The 17,047-nt window shown below is 65.1% G+C and carries 15 protein-coding genes; 13 read left to right on the forward strand and 2 right to left on the reverse strand.

Translation table 11 applies throughout. The annotated features are described in order from the left end of the window. Positions 1 to 2 precede the first annotated feature (2 nt). From proB to NKI97_RS04980, 4 genes are all read left to right on the forward strand, one after another. Positions 3 to 1,157 carry a glutamate 5-kinase gene (proB, locus tag NKI97_RS04965; RefSeq protein ID WP_352504903.1) on the forward strand — a complete coding sequence of 385 codons (1,155 nt, stop codon included), beginning with the start codon at positions 3 to 5 and terminating at the stop codon, positions 1,155 to 1,157. A gap of 13 nt (positions 1,158 to 1,170) precedes the next feature. Next, the gene (locus NKI97_RS04970; protein ID WP_023678072.1) at positions 1,171 to 2,457 is read left to right on the forward strand and encodes a glutamate-5-semialdehyde dehydrogenase; all 1,287 of its coding nucleotides are present in this window, start codon (positions 1,171 to 1,173) and stop codon (positions 2,455 to 2,457) included. A 163-nt stretch (positions 2,458 to 2,620) separates the two neighbouring features. Further along, positions 2,621 to 3,208: a nicotinate-nucleotide adenylyltransferase gene (locus tag NKI97_RS04975; protein ID WP_031212055.1), complete on the forward strand. Its 588-nt coding sequence runs from the start codon at positions 2,621 to 2,623 to the stop codon at positions 3,206 to 3,208. A 93-nt stretch (positions 3,209 to 3,301) separates the two neighbouring features. Continuing rightward, entirely contained in the window at positions 3,302 to 4,591 is a 1,290-nt protein-coding gene (locus tag NKI97_RS04980) for an MFS transporter (RefSeq protein ID WP_352742927.1), read from the forward strand. Between the two features lie 26 nt (positions 4,592 to 4,617). Here the strand turns inward: NKI97_RS04980 and NKI97_RS04985 are convergent, their stop codons facing one another. Further along, positions 4,618 to 5,475 (reverse strand): mechanosensitive ion channel family protein, encoded by an 858-nt coding sequence (locus NKI97_RS04985; protein ID WP_352745856.1) that lies wholly within the window; start codon positions 5,473 to 5,475, stop codon positions 4,618 to 4,620. 239 nt (positions 5,476 to 5,714) lie between these two features. On the opposite strand from NKI97_RS04985, the gene rsfS reads away from it, so the two are divergent. The 8 genes from rsfS to NKI97_RS05025 all read left to right on the forward strand — a co-directional run bounded on the left by rsfS (position 5,715) and on the right by NKI97_RS05025 (position 13,956). Beyond that, a complete protein-coding gene (rsfS, locus tag NKI97_RS04990; RefSeq protein WP_023678068.1) occupies positions 5,715 to 6,092 on the forward strand; it encodes a ribosome silencing factor in 378 nt (125 codons plus the stop codon). Positions 6,093 to 6,153: 61 nt separating this feature from the next. Further along, on the forward strand, positions 6,154 to 6,636 hold the full coding sequence (gene rlmH, locus NKI97_RS04995) for a 23S rRNA (pseudouridine(1915)-N(3))-methyltransferase RlmH (RefSeq protein WP_352832929.1): 483 nt from the start codon (positions 6,154 to 6,156) through the stop codon (positions 6,634 to 6,636). Positions 6,637 to 6,787: 151 nt separating this feature from the next. Further along, positions 6,788 to 8,131, forward strand: a complete 1,344-nt coding sequence (locus tag NKI97_RS05000; protein WP_352832932.1) for a murein hydrolase activator EnvC family protein — start codon at positions 6,788 to 6,790, stop codon at positions 8,129 to 8,131. Further along, the gene (locus NKI97_RS05005; protein WP_352832935.1) at positions 8,132 to 9,457 is read left to right on the forward strand and encodes a S41 family peptidase; all 1,326 of its coding nucleotides are present in this window, start codon (positions 8,132 to 8,134) and stop codon (positions 9,455 to 9,457) included. Between the two features lie 203 nt (positions 9,458 to 9,660). Beyond that, positions 9,661 to 10,857: a divergent polysaccharide deacetylase family protein gene (locus NKI97_RS05010; RefSeq protein WP_352832938.1), complete on the forward strand. Its 1,197-nt coding sequence runs from the start codon at positions 9,661 to 9,663 to the stop codon at positions 10,855 to 10,857. Position 10,858: 1 nt separating this feature from the next. Continuing rightward, positions 10,859 to 11,380: an RNA pyrophosphohydrolase gene (locus NKI97_RS05015; RefSeq protein WP_352742931.1), complete on the forward strand. Its 522-nt coding sequence runs from the start codon at positions 10,859 to 10,861 to the stop codon at positions 11,378 to 11,380. Between the two features lie 29 nt (positions 11,381 to 11,409). After that, complete coding sequence (gene alr, locus NKI97_RS05020) at positions 11,410 to 12,561, forward strand: alanine racemase (protein ID WP_352742932.1); 1,152 nt, start codon at positions 11,410 to 11,412, stop codon at positions 12,559 to 12,561. Positions 12,562 to 12,699: 138 nt separating this feature from the next. Further along, the gene (locus NKI97_RS05025; RefSeq protein ID WP_502894785.1) at positions 12,700 to 13,956 is read left to right on the forward strand and encodes a D-amino acid dehydrogenase; all 1,257 of its coding nucleotides are present in this window, start codon (positions 12,700 to 12,702) and stop codon (positions 13,954 to 13,956) included. Positions 13,957 to 13,993: 37 nt separating this feature from the next. Here the strand turns inward: NKI97_RS05025 and NKI97_RS05030 are convergent, their stop codons facing one another. After that, entirely contained in the window at positions 13,994 to 14,875 is an 882-nt protein-coding gene (locus NKI97_RS05030; protein WP_352742934.1) for a LysR family transcriptional regulator, read from the reverse strand. A 378-nt stretch (positions 14,876 to 15,253) separates the two neighbouring features. Here NKI97_RS05030 and NKI97_RS05035 point away from each other — a divergent pair, with 378 nt between their 5' ends. Further along, positions 15,254 to 16,750, forward strand: coding sequence for a CoA-acylating methylmalonate-semialdehyde dehydrogenase (locus NKI97_RS05035; RefSeq protein ID WP_352704739.1), 1,497 nt, complete (start codon positions 15,254 to 15,256; stop codon positions 16,748 to 16,750). Positions 16,751 to 17,047: the final 297 nt, after the last annotated feature.

A 17,047-nucleotide genomic window follows, 5' to 3' on the forward strand; every position in this document is an offset into this window, starting at 1 on the left:
CCATGGCCGCGCAATCGCTGAAAAATTATCGGCGCATTGCCGTCAAGATCGGCTCGGCGCTGCTTGTCGACCGCACGACGGGCCTGAAGCGCGACTGGCTGGCCTCGCTTGCCGACGACATCGCCGTGCTGGCCAGTGGCGGCGCCGAAATTCTCGTCGTGTCTTCCGGGGCGATTGCACTCGGCCGCACCATCCTCGGCCTCGGCAAGCGGGCGCTGAAGCTCGAGGAGAGCCAGGCTGCTGCTGCCGTCGGGCAGATCGCCTTAGCCGGCGCCTGGTCGGATGCGCTCGGCAAGAATGGCTTGAAATCGGGCCAGATCCTGCTGACGCTCGGCGACACCGAAGAGCGCCGCCGCTATCTCAACGCGCGGGCGACGATCTCGACACTGCTCAAGATGAAGGCGGTGCCGGTCATCAACGAGAACGATACGGTGGCCACCTCCGAAATCCGCTATGGCGATAACGACCGGCTGGCGGCGCGCGTCGCCACTATGATGGGCGCCGACCTTTTGGTGCTGCTCTCCGACGTTGACGGGCTCTACACGGCACCGCCGGCGCGTGACCCGCAAGCTCGATTCATTCAGGTCGTCGACCGCATCACTCCCGACATCGAAGCGATGGCGGGTGCCGCTGCTTCGGAATTGTCGCGCGGCGGCATGCGCACCAAGCTCGACGCCGGCAAGATCGCGACCGCCGCCGGCACCGCCATGATCATCACATCGGGCACGCGGCTGTCGCCGCTGCTGGCAATCGAGCGCGGCGAGCGTGCCACCTTCTTCCGGCCGAGCGCCAATCCGGTCAAGGGCTACAAGACCTGGATCGCCGGGCAGCTCGAACCTGCAGGACGGCTGACCGTCGATGCCGGCGCCATCGGCGCGCTGCTCTCCGGCAAGTCGCTGCTGCCGGCCGGCGTCAAACTGGTCAGCGGCAATTTTGCGCGTGGCGACACGGTGGCGATCCTGTCGCCCGAGGGCCGCGAGATCGCGCGCGGGCTGGTTGCCTATGATGCCGCCGATGCCGTAAGGATCGCTGGCCTGAAGACGGCCGAGATCGAAACCGTGCTCGGCTACGAGGCGCGTTCGGCGATGATCCACCGCGACGATCTTGTGGTGAGCCATGCCGGTGGCGAGCAAGTAGTCGGTGACCAGGTTACATAGCGGAGGATGAGCCATGCTGACGCTGCATGAAAAATCCCGGGATGATACCGTGGCGCTGATGGCCGATATCGGCCGCCGCGCGCGTGCCGCGGCCCGCCCGCTGGCCATAGCTGCGGCCGAGCGCAAGCACGCGGCGCTGTTCGGCATGGCTCAGGCGATCCTTCGGCATGAGCAGGACATCCTCGACGCCAATGCCATCGACATCAGAAATGGCAGGGAGGCTGGCCTATCGGCAGCGTCGATGGATCGGCTGAAGCTCGATCCCGCCCGCATCCGCGCCATGGCAGACGGTATCAGCGAGATCGCCGGGTTACGCGATCCGGTCGGCGATGTCATTGCCGCATGGGACCGGCCGAACGGGTTGCATATCGAACGGGTGCGCACGCCGCTCGGCGTCGTCGGCGTCATCTATGAGAGCCGGCCTAACGTGACCGCCGATGCCGGCGCGCTCTGCCTCAAGGCGGGCAATCCGGTGATCCTGCGCGGCGGCTCGGATTCGGCGAATTCTTCCGCCGCTATCCATGCCTGCCTGGTCGAGGGGCTGAAGGCAGCCGGGCTGCCGGAGGATGCCATACAATTGGTGCCGACCACCGATCGCGCCGCCGTCGGCGAAATGCTGAAAGGACTTTCCGGCAATCTCGAGGTCATCATTCCGCGCGGCGGCCGCAGCCTGGTCGAGCGTGTGCAGAACGAGGCACGGGTGCCGGTCTTCGCGCATCTCGAGGGCATCTGCCATCTCTATATCGACCGATCGGCTGATCTCGACATGGCGGTCAAGATCGCGGTCAATGCCAAGATGCGGCGCACCGGGGTGTGCGGTGCTGCCGAGACGCTGCTGGTCGACCGTGCCGCCGCCGGCACGCACCTGGTGCCGATCCTCGAGGCCTTGCGGGCGGCAGGCTGCGAGATCCATGCCGATGCCGAGGCGCTGAGGCTTTATGCCGATGCCCAGCCCGCGACCGATGCAGACTGGGTGACCGAGTATCTCGATGCCATCATTGCGGTGAAGCTGGTCGACGGCATTGGCGGCGCCATCGAGCATATCGAGACGTTTTCCTCGCATCACACCGAGGCGATCATCGCCGAGGACGCCACAGCGGTCGACCGGTTCTTCAACGAGGTCGATTCGGCGATCCTTCTGCACAACGCCTCGACCCAGTTTGCCGATGGCGGCGAGTTCGGCATGGGCGCCGAGATCGGCATCGCCACCGGCAAGATGCATGCACGCGGGCCGGTCGGCGTCGAGCAACTGACCTCGTTCAAATACCGCGTACGCGGGTCGGGACAGGTGAGGCCTTGAGCGCCGGTCTTACCCTCCCCCTTGTGGGGAGGGTGGCGAGCATCGCGAGCCGGGTGGGGGTGCGACGCTGAACTCTGCAACACCCCCACCCCGCTCCGCTTCGCGGATCGACCCTCCCCACAAGGGGGAGGGTAAGGAATCCGTATCCTCCCACTATCTGCACATGCCGCATGCCGGGAAAGGCGTGGCGGTCGGGCTGTTCGGCGGTTCGTTCAACCCGCCGCATGCCGGCCATGCGCTGGTCGCCGAGATCGCACTCAGACGGCTTGCGCTCGATCAGCTGTGGTGGATGGTGACGCCCGGCAATCCGCTCAAGAATGCCGGAGACCTGGCGCCGCTGGCCGAGCGGCTGCAGCTATCCGAAAAGATCGCGAAGAACCCGAAGATCAAGGTCACCGCATTCGAGGCGGCCCACCGCGTCCGCTTCACCGCCGACACGCTGGCGCTGGTCAAGGCGCGTAACCCCGGCGTCGATTTTGTCTGGATCATGGGCGCCGACTCGCTTCGCGACTTCCACCGCTGGCAGCGCTGGCGCCGCATCGTGATGACGTTTCCGATCGCGGTGGTCGACCGGCCAGGTGCGACGCTGTCGTTCCTGTCGTCGGTGGTCGCCAAGACCTTCGATTATGCTCGCGTCGACGAGGGTGACGCACCGCGGCTCGCCCGCATGACGGCGCCGGCCTGGACCTTCATCCACGGCCCGCGTTCGTCGCTGTCGTCGAGCGCGATCCGCAAGGTGGCAAAGGGATAGGAGCCTCCTTTTCCCCTGTACAAGGGGAGAAGGCAAGTCCGGTGATGTCGCTTTTGCCGCTGCCTTGACCTGCTTGATGGGCGATCCTCGGTCATGACGATTCTCGAGCGCGACCAGGACAAGAACGGTCTACGGCAGCCGGCGCCGTCGATCGCCATTGCCAGCATCCTCTTGTCGATGGCGCTGATCGCCGTCGGCAATGGGCTGATGTTCGCCTATATCCCAGTCCGGCTCGGCGCCGAGGGCTTCGATCCGACATGGGCGGGGCTGATCGTCACCGGCCTTTCGGCTGGCGGCCTTGCCGGCTGCATCCTGACCGGGCCGCTGGTGCGGCGTGTCGGCCATGCCCGCGTGTTCATGGTGCTGTCGGCACTGATCGTGCTGTCCAACGCCGCGGTCGGCGCGGGGCCGCACCCATTGCCATGGATCGCTGCACGAGCGCTCTACGGCTTTGCCATATGCGGCCTGTTCATTGTCGCGCAGAGCTGGCTGAACGATGTCGTCGCCAACGCCATCCGCGGCCGGGTCATGGCTATCTTCTACGTTGCCTATGTCGCCGGACTCGGCGTCGGCTACTCGACGCTGGCGTTGATCGATATCCGCGCGGCCGACGCGCCGCTGATCGGCATTGCCTTCACCGCGCTGTCGATCCTTCCCGTCGGGCTGACGCGGCTCGCGCAGCCACCGGCGCCGCAAGCGGCTTCCGTGGCGCTTAGCCGCGCCTGGCGGATCTCCCCGGTCGGCGTTGCCGGCATGCTTGCCGTCGGCGGCCTGTCGATGACGATCTCGGGCTTTGCGCCGATCCATGCCACAGCCAAGGGCTACAGCCAGGCCGACGTCGCCTTGCTGCTTTCGGCAATGCCAGTCGGCACGCTGATCCTGCAGATCCCGCTCGGCTGGATTTCCGACCGCACCGACCGGCGCTTTGTGCTGATCGCGGCGTCTGCGCTTGCCGCCGCGGCGGGCCTGTTTGCCCTCGGTTTCGACGGCGGCGCGCTGGCGGCGCTGCTCGTCATCTATGTGGTCTGGGACGGCGCCTCGGAATCGATCTATTCGCTTGCCAGCGCCCATGCCGGCGACCGCGCCGGCAAGGACGACATGGTGGCGCTGTCGAGCTCGCTTTTGTTTGCCTGGTCGCTGTCCGGCTTCGTCGTACCCGGCATTGTGACCGGACTTTCCGCCGTCTACGGCACGCAGGCCTTCATCTATGTGGCAATCGTCATTGCCACCGCCTACTGCCTGTTCGTTCTCTGGCGCGTCGTCATGGTCCGGCCGGTGCCCGCCACCGAGACCGGCAGTTTCGCGCCAATGACGGCGCAGGCGCCGTTGCCTGTCGATCTCGCCTTCGCGCCTGAAGATCAGCGCCGGCGCGAAGGACTTTGAACACCCTCCAGCTGGTTTCAAATCCTCTATTGCCGCGTGGCTGAGGCATCCGGCTGAGGCGCTTTCGGTGCCGGCGCCGGGACCGAAAGGCCTTCGGCATCGAATGCCTGCTTGACGCTCTTGGTGAGGTCGATCTGGGCGGCGAAGAAATCGGCAGCCGCCGTCCAGTAGCGCAAGGTGATGGCGACGGTGCTGTCGCCGACAGTCGCGACAAAGGCGATCGGCGCCGGCTGCCGCCTGACGCGCCGGTCGGCGGCGGCGACACCGAGCATGGTCTTCTGCGCAAAATCGATGTCGTTCCAGGAGCCGATGCTGAGCGTGATGTCGCCGCGGCGCACACCGTTGCGGGTGAAGTTGCGGACCGGCTGGTTCCACAGGGTCGAGTTGGGTGCAAGCACGTAGACGCCTTCGACCGTCCTCAGCGTTGTGGCAAACAGCCCGATCTCCTCGACGGTGCCGGATATCGCGCCGACTTCGACATATTCGCCGATGCGGAACGGCCGCAGCGCCAGGAGCATGATGCCGGCGGCAATGTTCTGCAGCGTGCCTTGCAGCGCCAGGCCGATGGCCAGGCCGGCGGCACCGATAGCGGCAATGATCGAAGCCGTCTGCACGCCGAACTGGCCGAGAACCATGATCACGACCAGTCCCAGGATGGCGTAGCGGACGACCTGCGAGAAGAAATGGCGGAGCGTTTCGTCGAAGCCGCTGATATGGCCGAGGCCGGCATAGATCGAACGCTCGGCGAGGCCGGCGACGATGTAGCCGATGACCAGCAGGATGACGGCGCCGACCGCCGAAAGCGAGTAGGAGACGATCAGCGTGCTGAGTTGCGCCAGGCCGGATTGCACGGTGAGGAGGGCGTTCTGGGGATCGATCGGCATGTCGGGATTCCGGTTCGTGGATGAGCCGATAACCGCTGCGGGGCGAGGCGGTTCCGATTTTCTGGCCCGAAAAGCCGGATATTCGGCCGCTGCCGGGTGCCTGCTTGCGAGCGGTGTCTTGAAACTGCAACCTAACTCTGCCTATCTAAGCAGTGTCACCTGATTTCAGAGGTGATTTGGTTGTTCTTGCTGCGAAAGGAAATACACTGAGAACAGCACTGCGGAAGAAGGCCGACATCGTGCCTTCGCCGGCCGGGATCAGCGTAAACGACGCCGTGTCCCGCGCCATCAAGACAGTCCTTGCCAGTCTGGAAGACTCCAAGGCCGAAAACATCGTCTCAATCGACATTCAGGGGAAATCGAGCCTCGGCGACTACATGGTCGTCGCGTCTGGCCGATCGCACCGTCATGTCTCGGCTGTTGCCGATCATCTCCTTAAGGCGCTCAAGGATGCCGGGCTCGGCACTGCGCGCGTCGAGGGGCTGGCTGGCGCCGACTGGGTCCTGATCGATTCGGGCGACATCATCGTCCATGTCTTCCGTCCCGAGGTCCGCGACTTCTACAATCTCGAAAAGATGTGGCAGGCGCCCGATCTCGAGGAGGAGACCCTCCACTGAGCCGTATTCGTCTTGATGCATGTCGTTGTCCGACATGCATCAGCGGCTCTTCGAGGCAGGGATGAAGATTACGGTTCATGCCGTGGGCCGAATGAAAGCCGGCCCCGAGAAGCAGTTGGCCGACCGCTATTTCGAGCGTTTTGCCAGGAGCGGTCCTGCCGTAGGCCTCGAATTCGCCGGGATCGTCGAGATTGCCGAAGGTCGCGCGCAGACGGCCAATGAGCGCCGGCGCGAGGAAGGCCAGAAGCTGCAGACGCACTTGCAACCGGGCACGGCGCTGATGCTGCTGGATGAGCGCGGCAAGAACCTTTCCTCCGAGGATTTCGCCGGCCGCATAGGTTCGCTGCGCGATGGCGGGCGCAAGGCGCTGGTGATCGCCATTGGCGGCGCCGACGGCCATGACCAGTCACTGCGCGACCTGGCTGATCTGACGGTGTCGCTCGGCGCGCTGACCTGGCCGCATCAGCTGGTCCGCGGGATGCTGGGCGAGCAGCTTTACCGGGCGGCCACGATCCTTTCCGGTCACCCCTACCATCGTTCATGAAGTCGGCTCCGTCGGCGAATTGATGCCAGCCGCCCGGATTTTTGCCCCAATGCTCATCGACAGTTTGGCCTCATGGGGTTTGTCGATGACGGCCGGGGCTCGAACATGGTTGATGGTTCGTTAACGAAGCCGCGCATAGAGTTGGGCTTCAATGTCTGAAGACTGGAAATCACGAACGGGCTCCTGGCGCGTGCGCTACGGCATCGCCGTGGCGACGATCGCGCTTTCGCTCGGCGTCGCGCGGGCCGAGAACACGCTCGACCTGGCGCCCAACCCGGACCAGAGCCGCGCCGAATACGAAAAAGTATCGAAAGAGATCACGCTGTCGTCCGAGCGGCTGGCCAAGCTCGCCGCCGACATAGCGGCTGTCAAGAAGGACCACGCCTCGATCACCGCGGCGCTGATCCAGTCGGCGATGACCGAGCAGAAGCTCGGCCAGGACATCGAGGACATTGGCGGCAAGCTGGAAGGGCTGAAGGCGCAGGAGCAGAAGATCCGCGCCTCACTGGCCGCCAGACGCGACGTTCTGGCCGAAGTGCTCGGCGCGCTGCAGCGCATGGGGCTCAATCCGCCGCCGGCGATCCTGGTCAAGCCGGAGGACGCATTGTCGTCGGTGCGCAGCGCCATCCTGCTCGGTGCCGTGGTGCCGGAACTGCGCCAGCAGACCGACATGTTGCTGGCCGACCTCAAGGAGCAGTCGCGGGTGACGGCCTCGATCGAGGCCGAGCGGGCGCGGCTGACGGCAGCTGTCGGCGAGCAGGCGGCGGAAAAAAAGCGGCTCGGCATGCTGCTCGAAGCCAAGCAGAAGCTCGCCGCCGATACGCAAACCGCGCTGGCCGCCGAAAAGCAGCGGTCCGCGACGTTGGCGGCCAAGGCCGGCAGCCTGAAAGAACTGATCGCCTCGCTCGAGGCCGACAGAGCCCGCAAGGCGGCGGATGCGGCCAAGGCAGCCGAGCAAAAGACGGCCGACGCCGACAAGGGCCCGGCATCGGCTGCGGCGCCGACGGAATTGGCCTCGCTGCCGGTGCCGGAGAGCAACAGGCTCACCGCTGCCGCGCCGTTTTCCGCGCTTCAAGGGCAGATCGCGCTGCCGGTCACCGGCAGGATCAAGCGGCGCTTCGGGGCCAACGACGGTAACGGCGCGGTGATGCTCGGTGACATGGTTGCGACACAATCGGGAGCCATCGTCACAGCGCCGGCGGATGGAAATGTGCTTTATGCGGGGCCTTTCCGCTCTTACGGTCAACTCTTGATCCTGAATGCGGGTGACGGCTATCATGTCGTCCTGGCGGGGATGAGCAGAATCAGCGTCGCGTCTGGCCAGTCGGTGCTCGCAGGTGAGCCGGTCGGCGCGATGGGAGAGGCCCGGGTGGCGAGCACCTCGGCATCGAAGAATGGAAATGCCACGCCGGAGCTCTATGTCGAGTTCCGCAAGGATGGAAAACCCGTCGATCCGGCCCCATGGTGGGCGGACCGTTTTTCTGGAAGGACGTGAATGATGCGGAAACTGTCGCTTCTGTTTGCCGGTGCGCTGATGGGTGCATCGGCGATGAGCCTGGTCTATGGCGCGCCCGGCTCGACAGCGAAGGCTGCGGGCTCCGAGACCTATAAGCAACTGGCGATCTTCGGCGATATCTTCGAACGGGTACGGGCGAATTATGTGACGCCGCCCGACGACAAGTCGCTGATTGAAAATGCCATCAACGGCATGCTGTCGTCGCTCGACCCACACTCCTCCTACATGAATGCCGAAGAAGCGCAGGACATGCGCGTGCAGACCAAGGGCGAATTCGGCGGCCTCGGCATCGAGGTCACCATGGAGAACGACCTGGTCAAGGTGATCACGCCGATCGACGATACGCCGGCCGCCAAGGCAGGCGTGCTCGCCGGCGACTATATCGCCAAGATCGACGGCGAGGAGGTCCGCGGCCTGACGCTCAACGACGCTGTCGAGAAGATGCGCGGGCTGGTCAATACGCCGATCAAGCTCACCATCCTGCGCCAGGGCGCCGACAAGCCGATCGAACTGACCGTCGTGCGCGATATCATCAAGGTCAAGGCCGTCAAGTTCCGGGTCGAAAACGACATCGGCTACATGAAGATCACCTCCTTTACCGAAAAAACCTATGACGACCTCGAGAATGCCATCGACACCATCAAGAAGCAGGTGCCGAACGACAAGCTCAAGGGCTACGTGCTCGACCTGCGCCTCAATCCGGGCGGTTTGCTCGACCAGGCGGTGAGCGTGTCGGATGCCTTCCTCGACCGCGGCGAGATCGTCTCGACGCGCGGCCGCGACCCGAAGGACGTCACCCGCTTCGACGCGCGGGCCGGCGACGACATCGGCGGCAAGCCGCTGATCGTGCTCGTCAATGGCGGCTCGGCCAGTGCCTCGGAAATCGTCGCCGGCGCGCTGCAGGATCTGCGCCGCGCCACGGTGGTCGGCACGCAATCCTTCGGCAAGGGTTCGGTGCAGACCATCATCCCGCTTGGCGAGAACGGGGCGCTGCGGCTGACGACGGCGCTCTATTACACGCCGTCCGGCAAGTCGATCCAGGGCAAGGGCATCACGCCCGACATCAAGGTCGACCAGCCGCTGCCGGCGGAACTGCAGGGCAGGGACCTGACGCGCGGCGAATCGGACCTCAAGGGCCATATCAAGGGCGCCGACGAAAGCACCACCGGTTCGGGCTCGGCCGCCTATGTGCCGCCGGAACCCAAGGATGATTTGCAGCTCATCTATGCCGAGCAGCTGCTGCGCGGCCAGAAGACGGATCCGGCGTTCCCGCCGAATCCGCAAAAGGCCGTGTTGAACCAGTAAGGGCAGGCAAGCCGGGCCAAACAGGTCTGGCTGCCTGAGCGAAGCGATGCGATGCTGCCGGGGCCGCGAGGCTCCGGCAGTTTGATTCGGGGGCCGCGGCCGGCATGCTGCGCGTCCAGTGAAGCAAGGGGACGCGCCGACATTTTGGATTTTGCGCCTCCGGAGAAGGTTTCACTTCGGGGATGCGCGCCGGGGGTGCGGGCTTGGCTGATATCGGCAAGGACATAGAACGACCTCTCGGACAGGCGATCCGGCTGCCGCGCTCAGGCAGCGGGATCAGCGCCGGTGCGGTCGCGGCCGCGCTTGTCGTGCTGTCCGTGGTCGGCGTCTCCAGCGCCATCGCCTTGCGAGACAAGCCGTTCCGGAAGCTGCAAGAAGTAGCCGTTTCGACGCCGACGACGCCGGCGGCGGATACCGCCGCCGCGCCCGCCAAGGCGACGCCCGAAATGGCTGCGCCAGGCAACGCAAGCGGGGCCAACATAAGCGGGCCGAAGACGGGCGGTCCGCAGATCATCCATGTCCAGACCGAGGGGGGCGACGGTCCACCCGAGGCGGCCATAGTCATTCGCGACCCTTCGACGATCGGCCAGAACCTCAGGATCGCGCACATTCCCGACAAGGCGCTGGTCGAGGCCAGCGAAACCGGTCCGTTGCCGATCCGCGCCGCCGACGGCAGGCGCCCGTTCGATGTCTATGCGCGGCCGTGGTCCGGGGCTCGCGGTGCACGCGTCGCGCTCGTCATCGGCGGGCTTGCCGTGTCGCAGACCGGCACGCAGGCAGCCATAGCCAAGCTGCCGGCGGAAGTGACGCTGGCCTTCGCGCCGCAAGGCAACAGCATCGGCCGCTGGATGCAGGTGGCGCGGCAGAGCGGCCATGAGGTCATCATGCAGGTACCGCTTGAGCCGTTCGACTATCCGAACGTCAATCCCGGCCGTAACACGCTGACCGTGGCTGCAACGCCGGACGAGAATTTGAAGAATTTACGCTGGGCGCTGTCGCGAACGACCAACTACACCGGCGTCATGAACTATATGGGCGCCCGCTTTTCGGCCGACGCGACGGCGATGGGGCCGTTGATGGCCGAGCTTGGCAAGCGTGGTCTGGCCTATGTCGACGACGGTTCGTCGGCGCGCAGCCTGGCACCCGAACTGGCGCTGAAGGACGGCGTGCCGTTCGTCGGCGGCGATACGGCGATCGATGCGGTGCAGGACCGCGGCGCCATATTGAAGAAACTGGATGGGCTGGAAGCGACGGCACGGGCGAAAGGGTTTGCCGTCGGCATCGGCTCGGCTTTCGACCTGACGGTGGATACCGTGTCTTCCTGGGTGACCGAGGCCAAGAAGCGTGGCATCGAGATCGTGCCGGTTTCGGCGGTGGCCATAGATCCGGAAAAAGGCTGAGATGGCAAAGAACAAGCTCGTTGAGCCCGAGACGCTGCCCTACCGGCCCTGCGTAGGGGTGATGGTCCTCAATGAAGCCGGCCTGGTTTGGGTCGGCCGTCGCATTGCCGAGCCGGACAGCGAATTCGCTGGAACGACGCAGCTCTGGCAGATGCCGCAGGGCGGCATCGATGATGGCGAGGAGCCGCTGCCCGCGGCGGCGCGTGAACTTTACGAAGAGACCGGCATGCGCTCGGTGTCGCTGCTGGCCGAGGCGCCGCACTGGATCAAATACGACCTGCCGGCGCATCTGGTCGGCGTCGCCTTCAAGGGACGATATCGCGGCCAGACGCAGAAATGGTTTGCCTTCCGTTTCCACGGCGACGAAAGCGAGATCGCGATCTTTCCGCCGCCGGGTGGCCACAAGGCCGAGTTCGACCGGTGGGCGTGGCGGCCGATGCTGGAATTGCCGGGCCTGATCGTGCCGTTCAAGCGCAAGGTCTACGAAGACGTGGTGGCGGCGTTCCGGCACCTGGTGGCGTAGCCGCCGGCCTTCCGTTAAAACAGGTCGGCATGAACAACATCTCCAGCAAATCTCTTCCGCCGACCGTCACCCTGGGCGAACCGATCAGCGAAGCCGCGGCAGGGGCGATCCTGACCATCGATCTCGGCGCCGTCCGTGAGAACTACCGGCGGCTGAAGGCGCGGCTGGGCGGCGTCGGCTGTGCTGGAGTGGTCAAGGCCGACGGTTACGGGATTGGCGCGGCGCCGGTGGCGGCGGCGCTGATGGGTGAGGGCTGTAATACTTTCTTTGTTGCGCATTTGGCCGGCGGCATCTTGCTGCGTAAGGCGCTCGGCTCAGACCCGGCCATTTATGTGCTGAACGGCATTCCGCCGGGTGCGGAAAGGGAAGCGGTTGCGGCAGGGCTTTGCACCGTACTCAACAGCGTCAGCCAACTCGCGGCATGGCGCGAGATGGCCGGGCGGGTGGGCCGTAAGTTGCCGGCCGCCCTCCAGGTCGACAGCGGCATGTCGCGGCTCGGCATGACGCCATCCGAGGTGCAGGCAGTCGCGCAGGATCCGCAGGCTTTCGACGGTGTCCAACTGACGTTCGTGATGAGCCATCTCGCCTGCGCCGATGAACCCGAGCAGCCGGCCAACGAGCGGCAGCGGCTGGAATTCGAACGGCTGCGCCGGATGCTGCCGGAAGCGCCGGCTTCCTTTGCCAATTCATCAGGCATTTTTCTCGGGCAGCGCTATCACTACGACCTCGTTCGTCCGGGTGCCGCTCTCTATGGCGTCAATCCGACGCCGGCGAAGGACAATCCGATGCTGCCGGTGGTGCGATTGCAAGCCAAGGTCATCCAGACGCGGATATTGGAGGCCGGCGCCGGTGTCGGCTACGGTCACACTTTCCACACCAAGGCTCCGCTTGCCGCGGCGACGATTTCGCTCGGCTATGGCGATGGCTGGCATCGACTGGCCGCTTCCTCCGCCTGGCTCGAAAATGTGCGGCTGCCCTTCGTCGGCCGGGTTTCGATGGATTCGATCATCCTCGACATTTCCGCATTGCCGCCCGGCAGGCTGAAGGCCGGCGACCTCGTCGAACTCATCGGACCGTCGTCGCAGACGGTGGACCAGGTAGCCGGCCAAGCCGGCACCATCGGCTATGAGGTCTTGACCAGCCTCGGCCACCGTTTCCACCGGCGATATGTGAATGGCTAGGACGCAAGGTTGTTGTCCTCACGCATGTCTTTTCCCTAAGCATCGGCACTTGGCTGACGCCACAGAATCCGGCAGACATGAGGCGGCGATGATCCCGGTCTCGAATCCCGACGAGATGCCGCCGCGGAGAACCAAACGATGAAGATCTTCGTGCTGGGCGGCGGCGTGATCGGGGTCACCACCGCCTATTTTCTTGCCGAGGCCGGTCATCAGGTGACGGTGATCGATCGCCAGAAAGGCCCGGCGCTGGAAACCAGCTTTGCCAATGCCGGCGAGATCTCGCCCGGCTATGCCTCGCCCTGGGCCGGGCCCGGCGTTCCGTTGAAGGCCATCAAATGGCTTTTGATGAAGCACGGTCCACTGGTGGTGCGACCGGCCCTCGATCCGCATATGTGGATATGGCTGGTCAAGATGCTGCGCAATTGCACGGCTGAACGCTACGCGCTGAACAAGGCGCGCATGGTGCCGCTGGCCGAGTACAGCCGCGACACGCTGAAGGCGCTGCGCGAGGCGACCGGCATCGCCTATGAAGAGCGCGCCAAGGGCACGCTGCAGCTCTTCCGAACGCAAAAGCAGCTCGACGGCGTCGGCGGCGATGTCAAGGTGCTGAAGGCCTATGGCGTCCCCTACGAGGTCCTCGACCCCGACGGCTGCATTGCGGCCGAGCCTGGGCTGGCCGGCGTGCGCGAAAAATTCGTCGGTGGCCTGCGGTTGCCCGGCGACGAAACCGGCGACTGCAAGATGTTCACCGACAGGCTTGCCGAGCTTTGCGCGGCACGCGGCGTCACCTTCGAATACGACACGGAGATACGGCGCGTCGTCAAGAAGCGCGATCGCATCACCAACGTCAGCACCAGCAAGGGCTGGATGGTCGCCGATGCCTATGTGATGGCGATGGGCAGCTATTCGGCACGGTTCATGCGCATGCTGAAGCGGCCCATCCCGGTCTACCCGGTCAAGGGCTATTCGATCACCCTGCCGATCAAGGACGCCGCCGCCGCACCGGTCTCGACCGTGATGGACGAGAGCTACAAAGTAGCGATCACCCGGCTCGGCGACCGTATCCGGGTCGGCGGCACGGCGGAGATTTCCGGCTTCGACCTGCGGCTGCACGAATCGCGGCGGCGCACGCTCGAACATTCGGTCGGCGACCTGTTTCCGGGCAGCGGCGACATGCGATCGGCGACCTTCTGGTGCGGACTGCGGCCGATGACACCGGACGGGCCGCCGCTGATCGGCCGCACCGATTTCTCCAATCTCTATCTCAACACCGGCCATGGCACACTCGGCTGGACCATGGCCTGCGGCTCGGCCAAAGTTCTGGCCGACATCATCTCCAGCCGGGTGCCCGAGATCGACGTCGGCGATCTCGGGCCCGGACGATACGCCAAGTAAGACGCCCACCAGCTAAGACAGCCAGCGGCCGGCAGGCTCACGCGAACAAACCCCTGTCCCGTTCGACGGCCTTGGTAATGAAGCTCGCGACGACCTGAACGCGGCGCAGCGGCCTGACCGATTCATGATAGACCAGCCAGTAGGCGCGGCGTATGGGTGCGACGATATCGAGAGGCACCAGCTCCGGCATCGAGCGGGCAACGAAGGTGTGCAGGATGCCGATGCCGGCGCCGGAACGCACTGCTTCGGCCTGGCCGAGCGCGGAGGAAATAGCGAAGCTGGTGCGCCAGTCAGCGCTGAATTCGGCCGCGTAGTCGAGCGAGCGACTGACGATCAGGTCCGGCACGTAGCCGATCAGCGTATGCTGGCCTAGCTCGGCGGCGGTTCCGGGCAGGCCATGGGTGTCGACGTAGGCCCGCGACGCGAACAGGCCGAGCGTGTAGTCGACCAGCTTTCCCGCCACCAGGCGGCCTTCCGTCGGCCGTTCGACGGTGATGGCAATGTCGGCCTCGCGCCGGGACAAAGAGAAGGAGCGTGGCACCGGCACCAGCTGGATGGTGAGCTCACGGTGCAGAGCGGTCAACGCGCCGAGGCGCCTGGCCAAGAAGGCGACGCCAAAGCCGTCCGGCGCGCCGATGCGAACGGTGCCCGAGACGTCGTCGCCTTCGCCTGAAACGGTCGAGCGCGCGGCGATCATGTCGCCCTCCATGCGTTCGGCAATCTCGAGGAAACGCTCGCCCGCCGGCGTCAGCTCGCTGCCGGTGGTAAGCCGGCGAAACAGTTTTGTCCTGAGCGCATCCTCGAGGGCGGCAATGCGGCGCGAGACGGTCGCGTGATTAAGCTCCAGCCGCCTGGCGGCGCCGAGGATCTGGCCGGCCCGCGCTACGGCAAGGAAGATACGGGCATCATCCCAGTTCATGAGGGTGGTCCTGGCGATAACGATCAAAACCGCGTTCCTTCGTGCCCCCCTCTGTCCTGCCGGACATCTCCCCCTCAAGGGGGGAGATTGGCAGTTTCGCCGCAGGCGTCTTTCTTGCCGCGGTGAAGATTTCCGAAGGCGGGCGTGACAGCCAATCTCCCCCCTTGAGGGGGAGATGTCCGGCAGCACAGAGGGGGGCGGTGAAGGAACTCAATCTCAATCCTTGCTGCTGGGGACCTGCATTCTTCCTATTTGCGAGAATTGATGCTCTGCCGTCAACCGCTATCTATTCTCCGCACAACGGTTGCGTTTTCGCTCGCGTTGCCATCGCTCCCGCAAAGGCGGACAATGCCTCATCACGAACCAGGGAGAGAGACCATGATCGAATACGGTCATTTCATCGGCGGCAAGCGCGTCGCCGGAACCAGCGGCCGCAAGCAGGACGTCATGCAGCCGATGGACGGCACGGTGCGCGGCACGGTGGCGCTGGCTTCGCAGGCGGAATTGCGCGCGGCGGTCGAAAACGCCAAGGCCGCACAGCCCGGCTGGGCGGCGACCAATCCGCAGCGACGCGTACGCGTCCTGATGCGGTTCCTCGAGCTGGTCGCCAAGGAGTATGACGCGCTGGCCGAGATATTGGCGCGCGAACACGGCAAGACCATTGCCGACGCCAAGGGCGACATCCAGCGCGGCCTCGAAGTGGTCGAGGTCTGCATCGGTGCGCCGCATATGATGAAGGGCGAGTTCACCGATGGCGCCGGCCCCGGCATCGACGTCTATTCGATGCGCCAGCCGCTCGGCGTCGTCGCCGGCATCACGCCGTTCAATTTTCCGGCGATGATCCCGTTGTGGAAGATCGCGCCGGCCATCGCCTGCGGCAATGCCTACATCCTCAAGCCGTCGGAGCGCGATCCGGGCGTGCCGATGCGGATTGCCGAACTGTTCATCGAGGCCGGTCTGCCGGCGGGCATCCTCAATGTCGTCAACGGCGACAAGGAAGTGGTCGACGCCATCCTCGACGATCCCGACATCAAGGCCATCGGTTTCGTCGGCTCGACACCGATCGCCCACTACATCTATTCGCGCGGCTGCGCGGCCGGCAAGCGCGTGCAGTGCTTCGGCGGCGCCAAGAACCACATGATCATCATGCCCGATGCCGACATGGACCAGACCGTCGACGCGCTGATCGGCGCCGGCTACGGCTCGGCCGGCGAGCGCTGCATGGCGATCTCGGTGGCCGTCCCGGTCGGCAACGACACCGCCAACCGGCTGATGGAAAGACTGGTGCCGCGCGTCGAGAGCCTGAAGGTCGGTCCGTCGACGGATTCTTCCGCCGATTTCGGCCCGCTGGTGACGGCGCAGGCGCTGGAGCGGGTCAAGTCCTATGTCGACACCGGCGTCAAGGAAGGCGCCAAGCTGGTCGTCGACGGCCGCGGCTTTTCCATGCAGGGCTACGAGAACGGCTACTATATGGGCGGCTGCCTGTTCGACAATGTGACCGCCGACATGCGCATCTACAAGGAAGAGATCTTCGGGCCGGTGCTCTCGGTCGTTCGCGCACCGACCTACGAGAACGCAATCAAGCTCGCCAACGAGCACGAGATGGGCAATGGCGTCGCCATCTTCACCCGCGACGGCGACGCGGCGCGCGACTTCGCCTCGCGGGTTCAGGTCGGCATGGTCGGCATCAACGTGCCGATCCCGGTGCCGATCGCCTACTACACCTTTGGCGGCTGGAAGGCGTCCTCCTTCGGCGACCTCAACCAGCACGGGCCGGACGCGTTCCGCTTCTACACCAAGACCAAGACGGTAACGTCGCGCTGGCCGTCCGGCGTGAAGGATGGTGCCGAGTTCGTCATCCCGACGATGAATTAGCCGGACGGTTTTCTGTCTGCGCGTCCTCGCCTTCGGCTTGGGGCGCGCGGGCCGGCGTGAAGGATGGCGCCGAGTTCGTCATCCCGACGATGAATTAGCCGGACGGTTTTCTGTCTGCGCGTCCTCGCCTTCGGCTTGGGCGCGCGGGCCGGCGTGAAGGATGGCGCCGATTCGGCATTCCGACGATGAACTGATCCAAATCGCAGAAAGCAAGAAAAGGCCCGGGCACCAAGCTCGGGCCTTTTTGTCGCGGTCTTCATCGGCATGAACACTAATGTGATGGAACCAAGAAGGCAG

The sequence above is a fragment of the Mesorhizobium sp. M0296 genome, from assembly GCF_040321675.1.
Classification (GTDB): Bacteria; Pseudomonadota; Alphaproteobacteria; order Rhizobiales; family Rhizobiaceae; genus Mesorhizobium.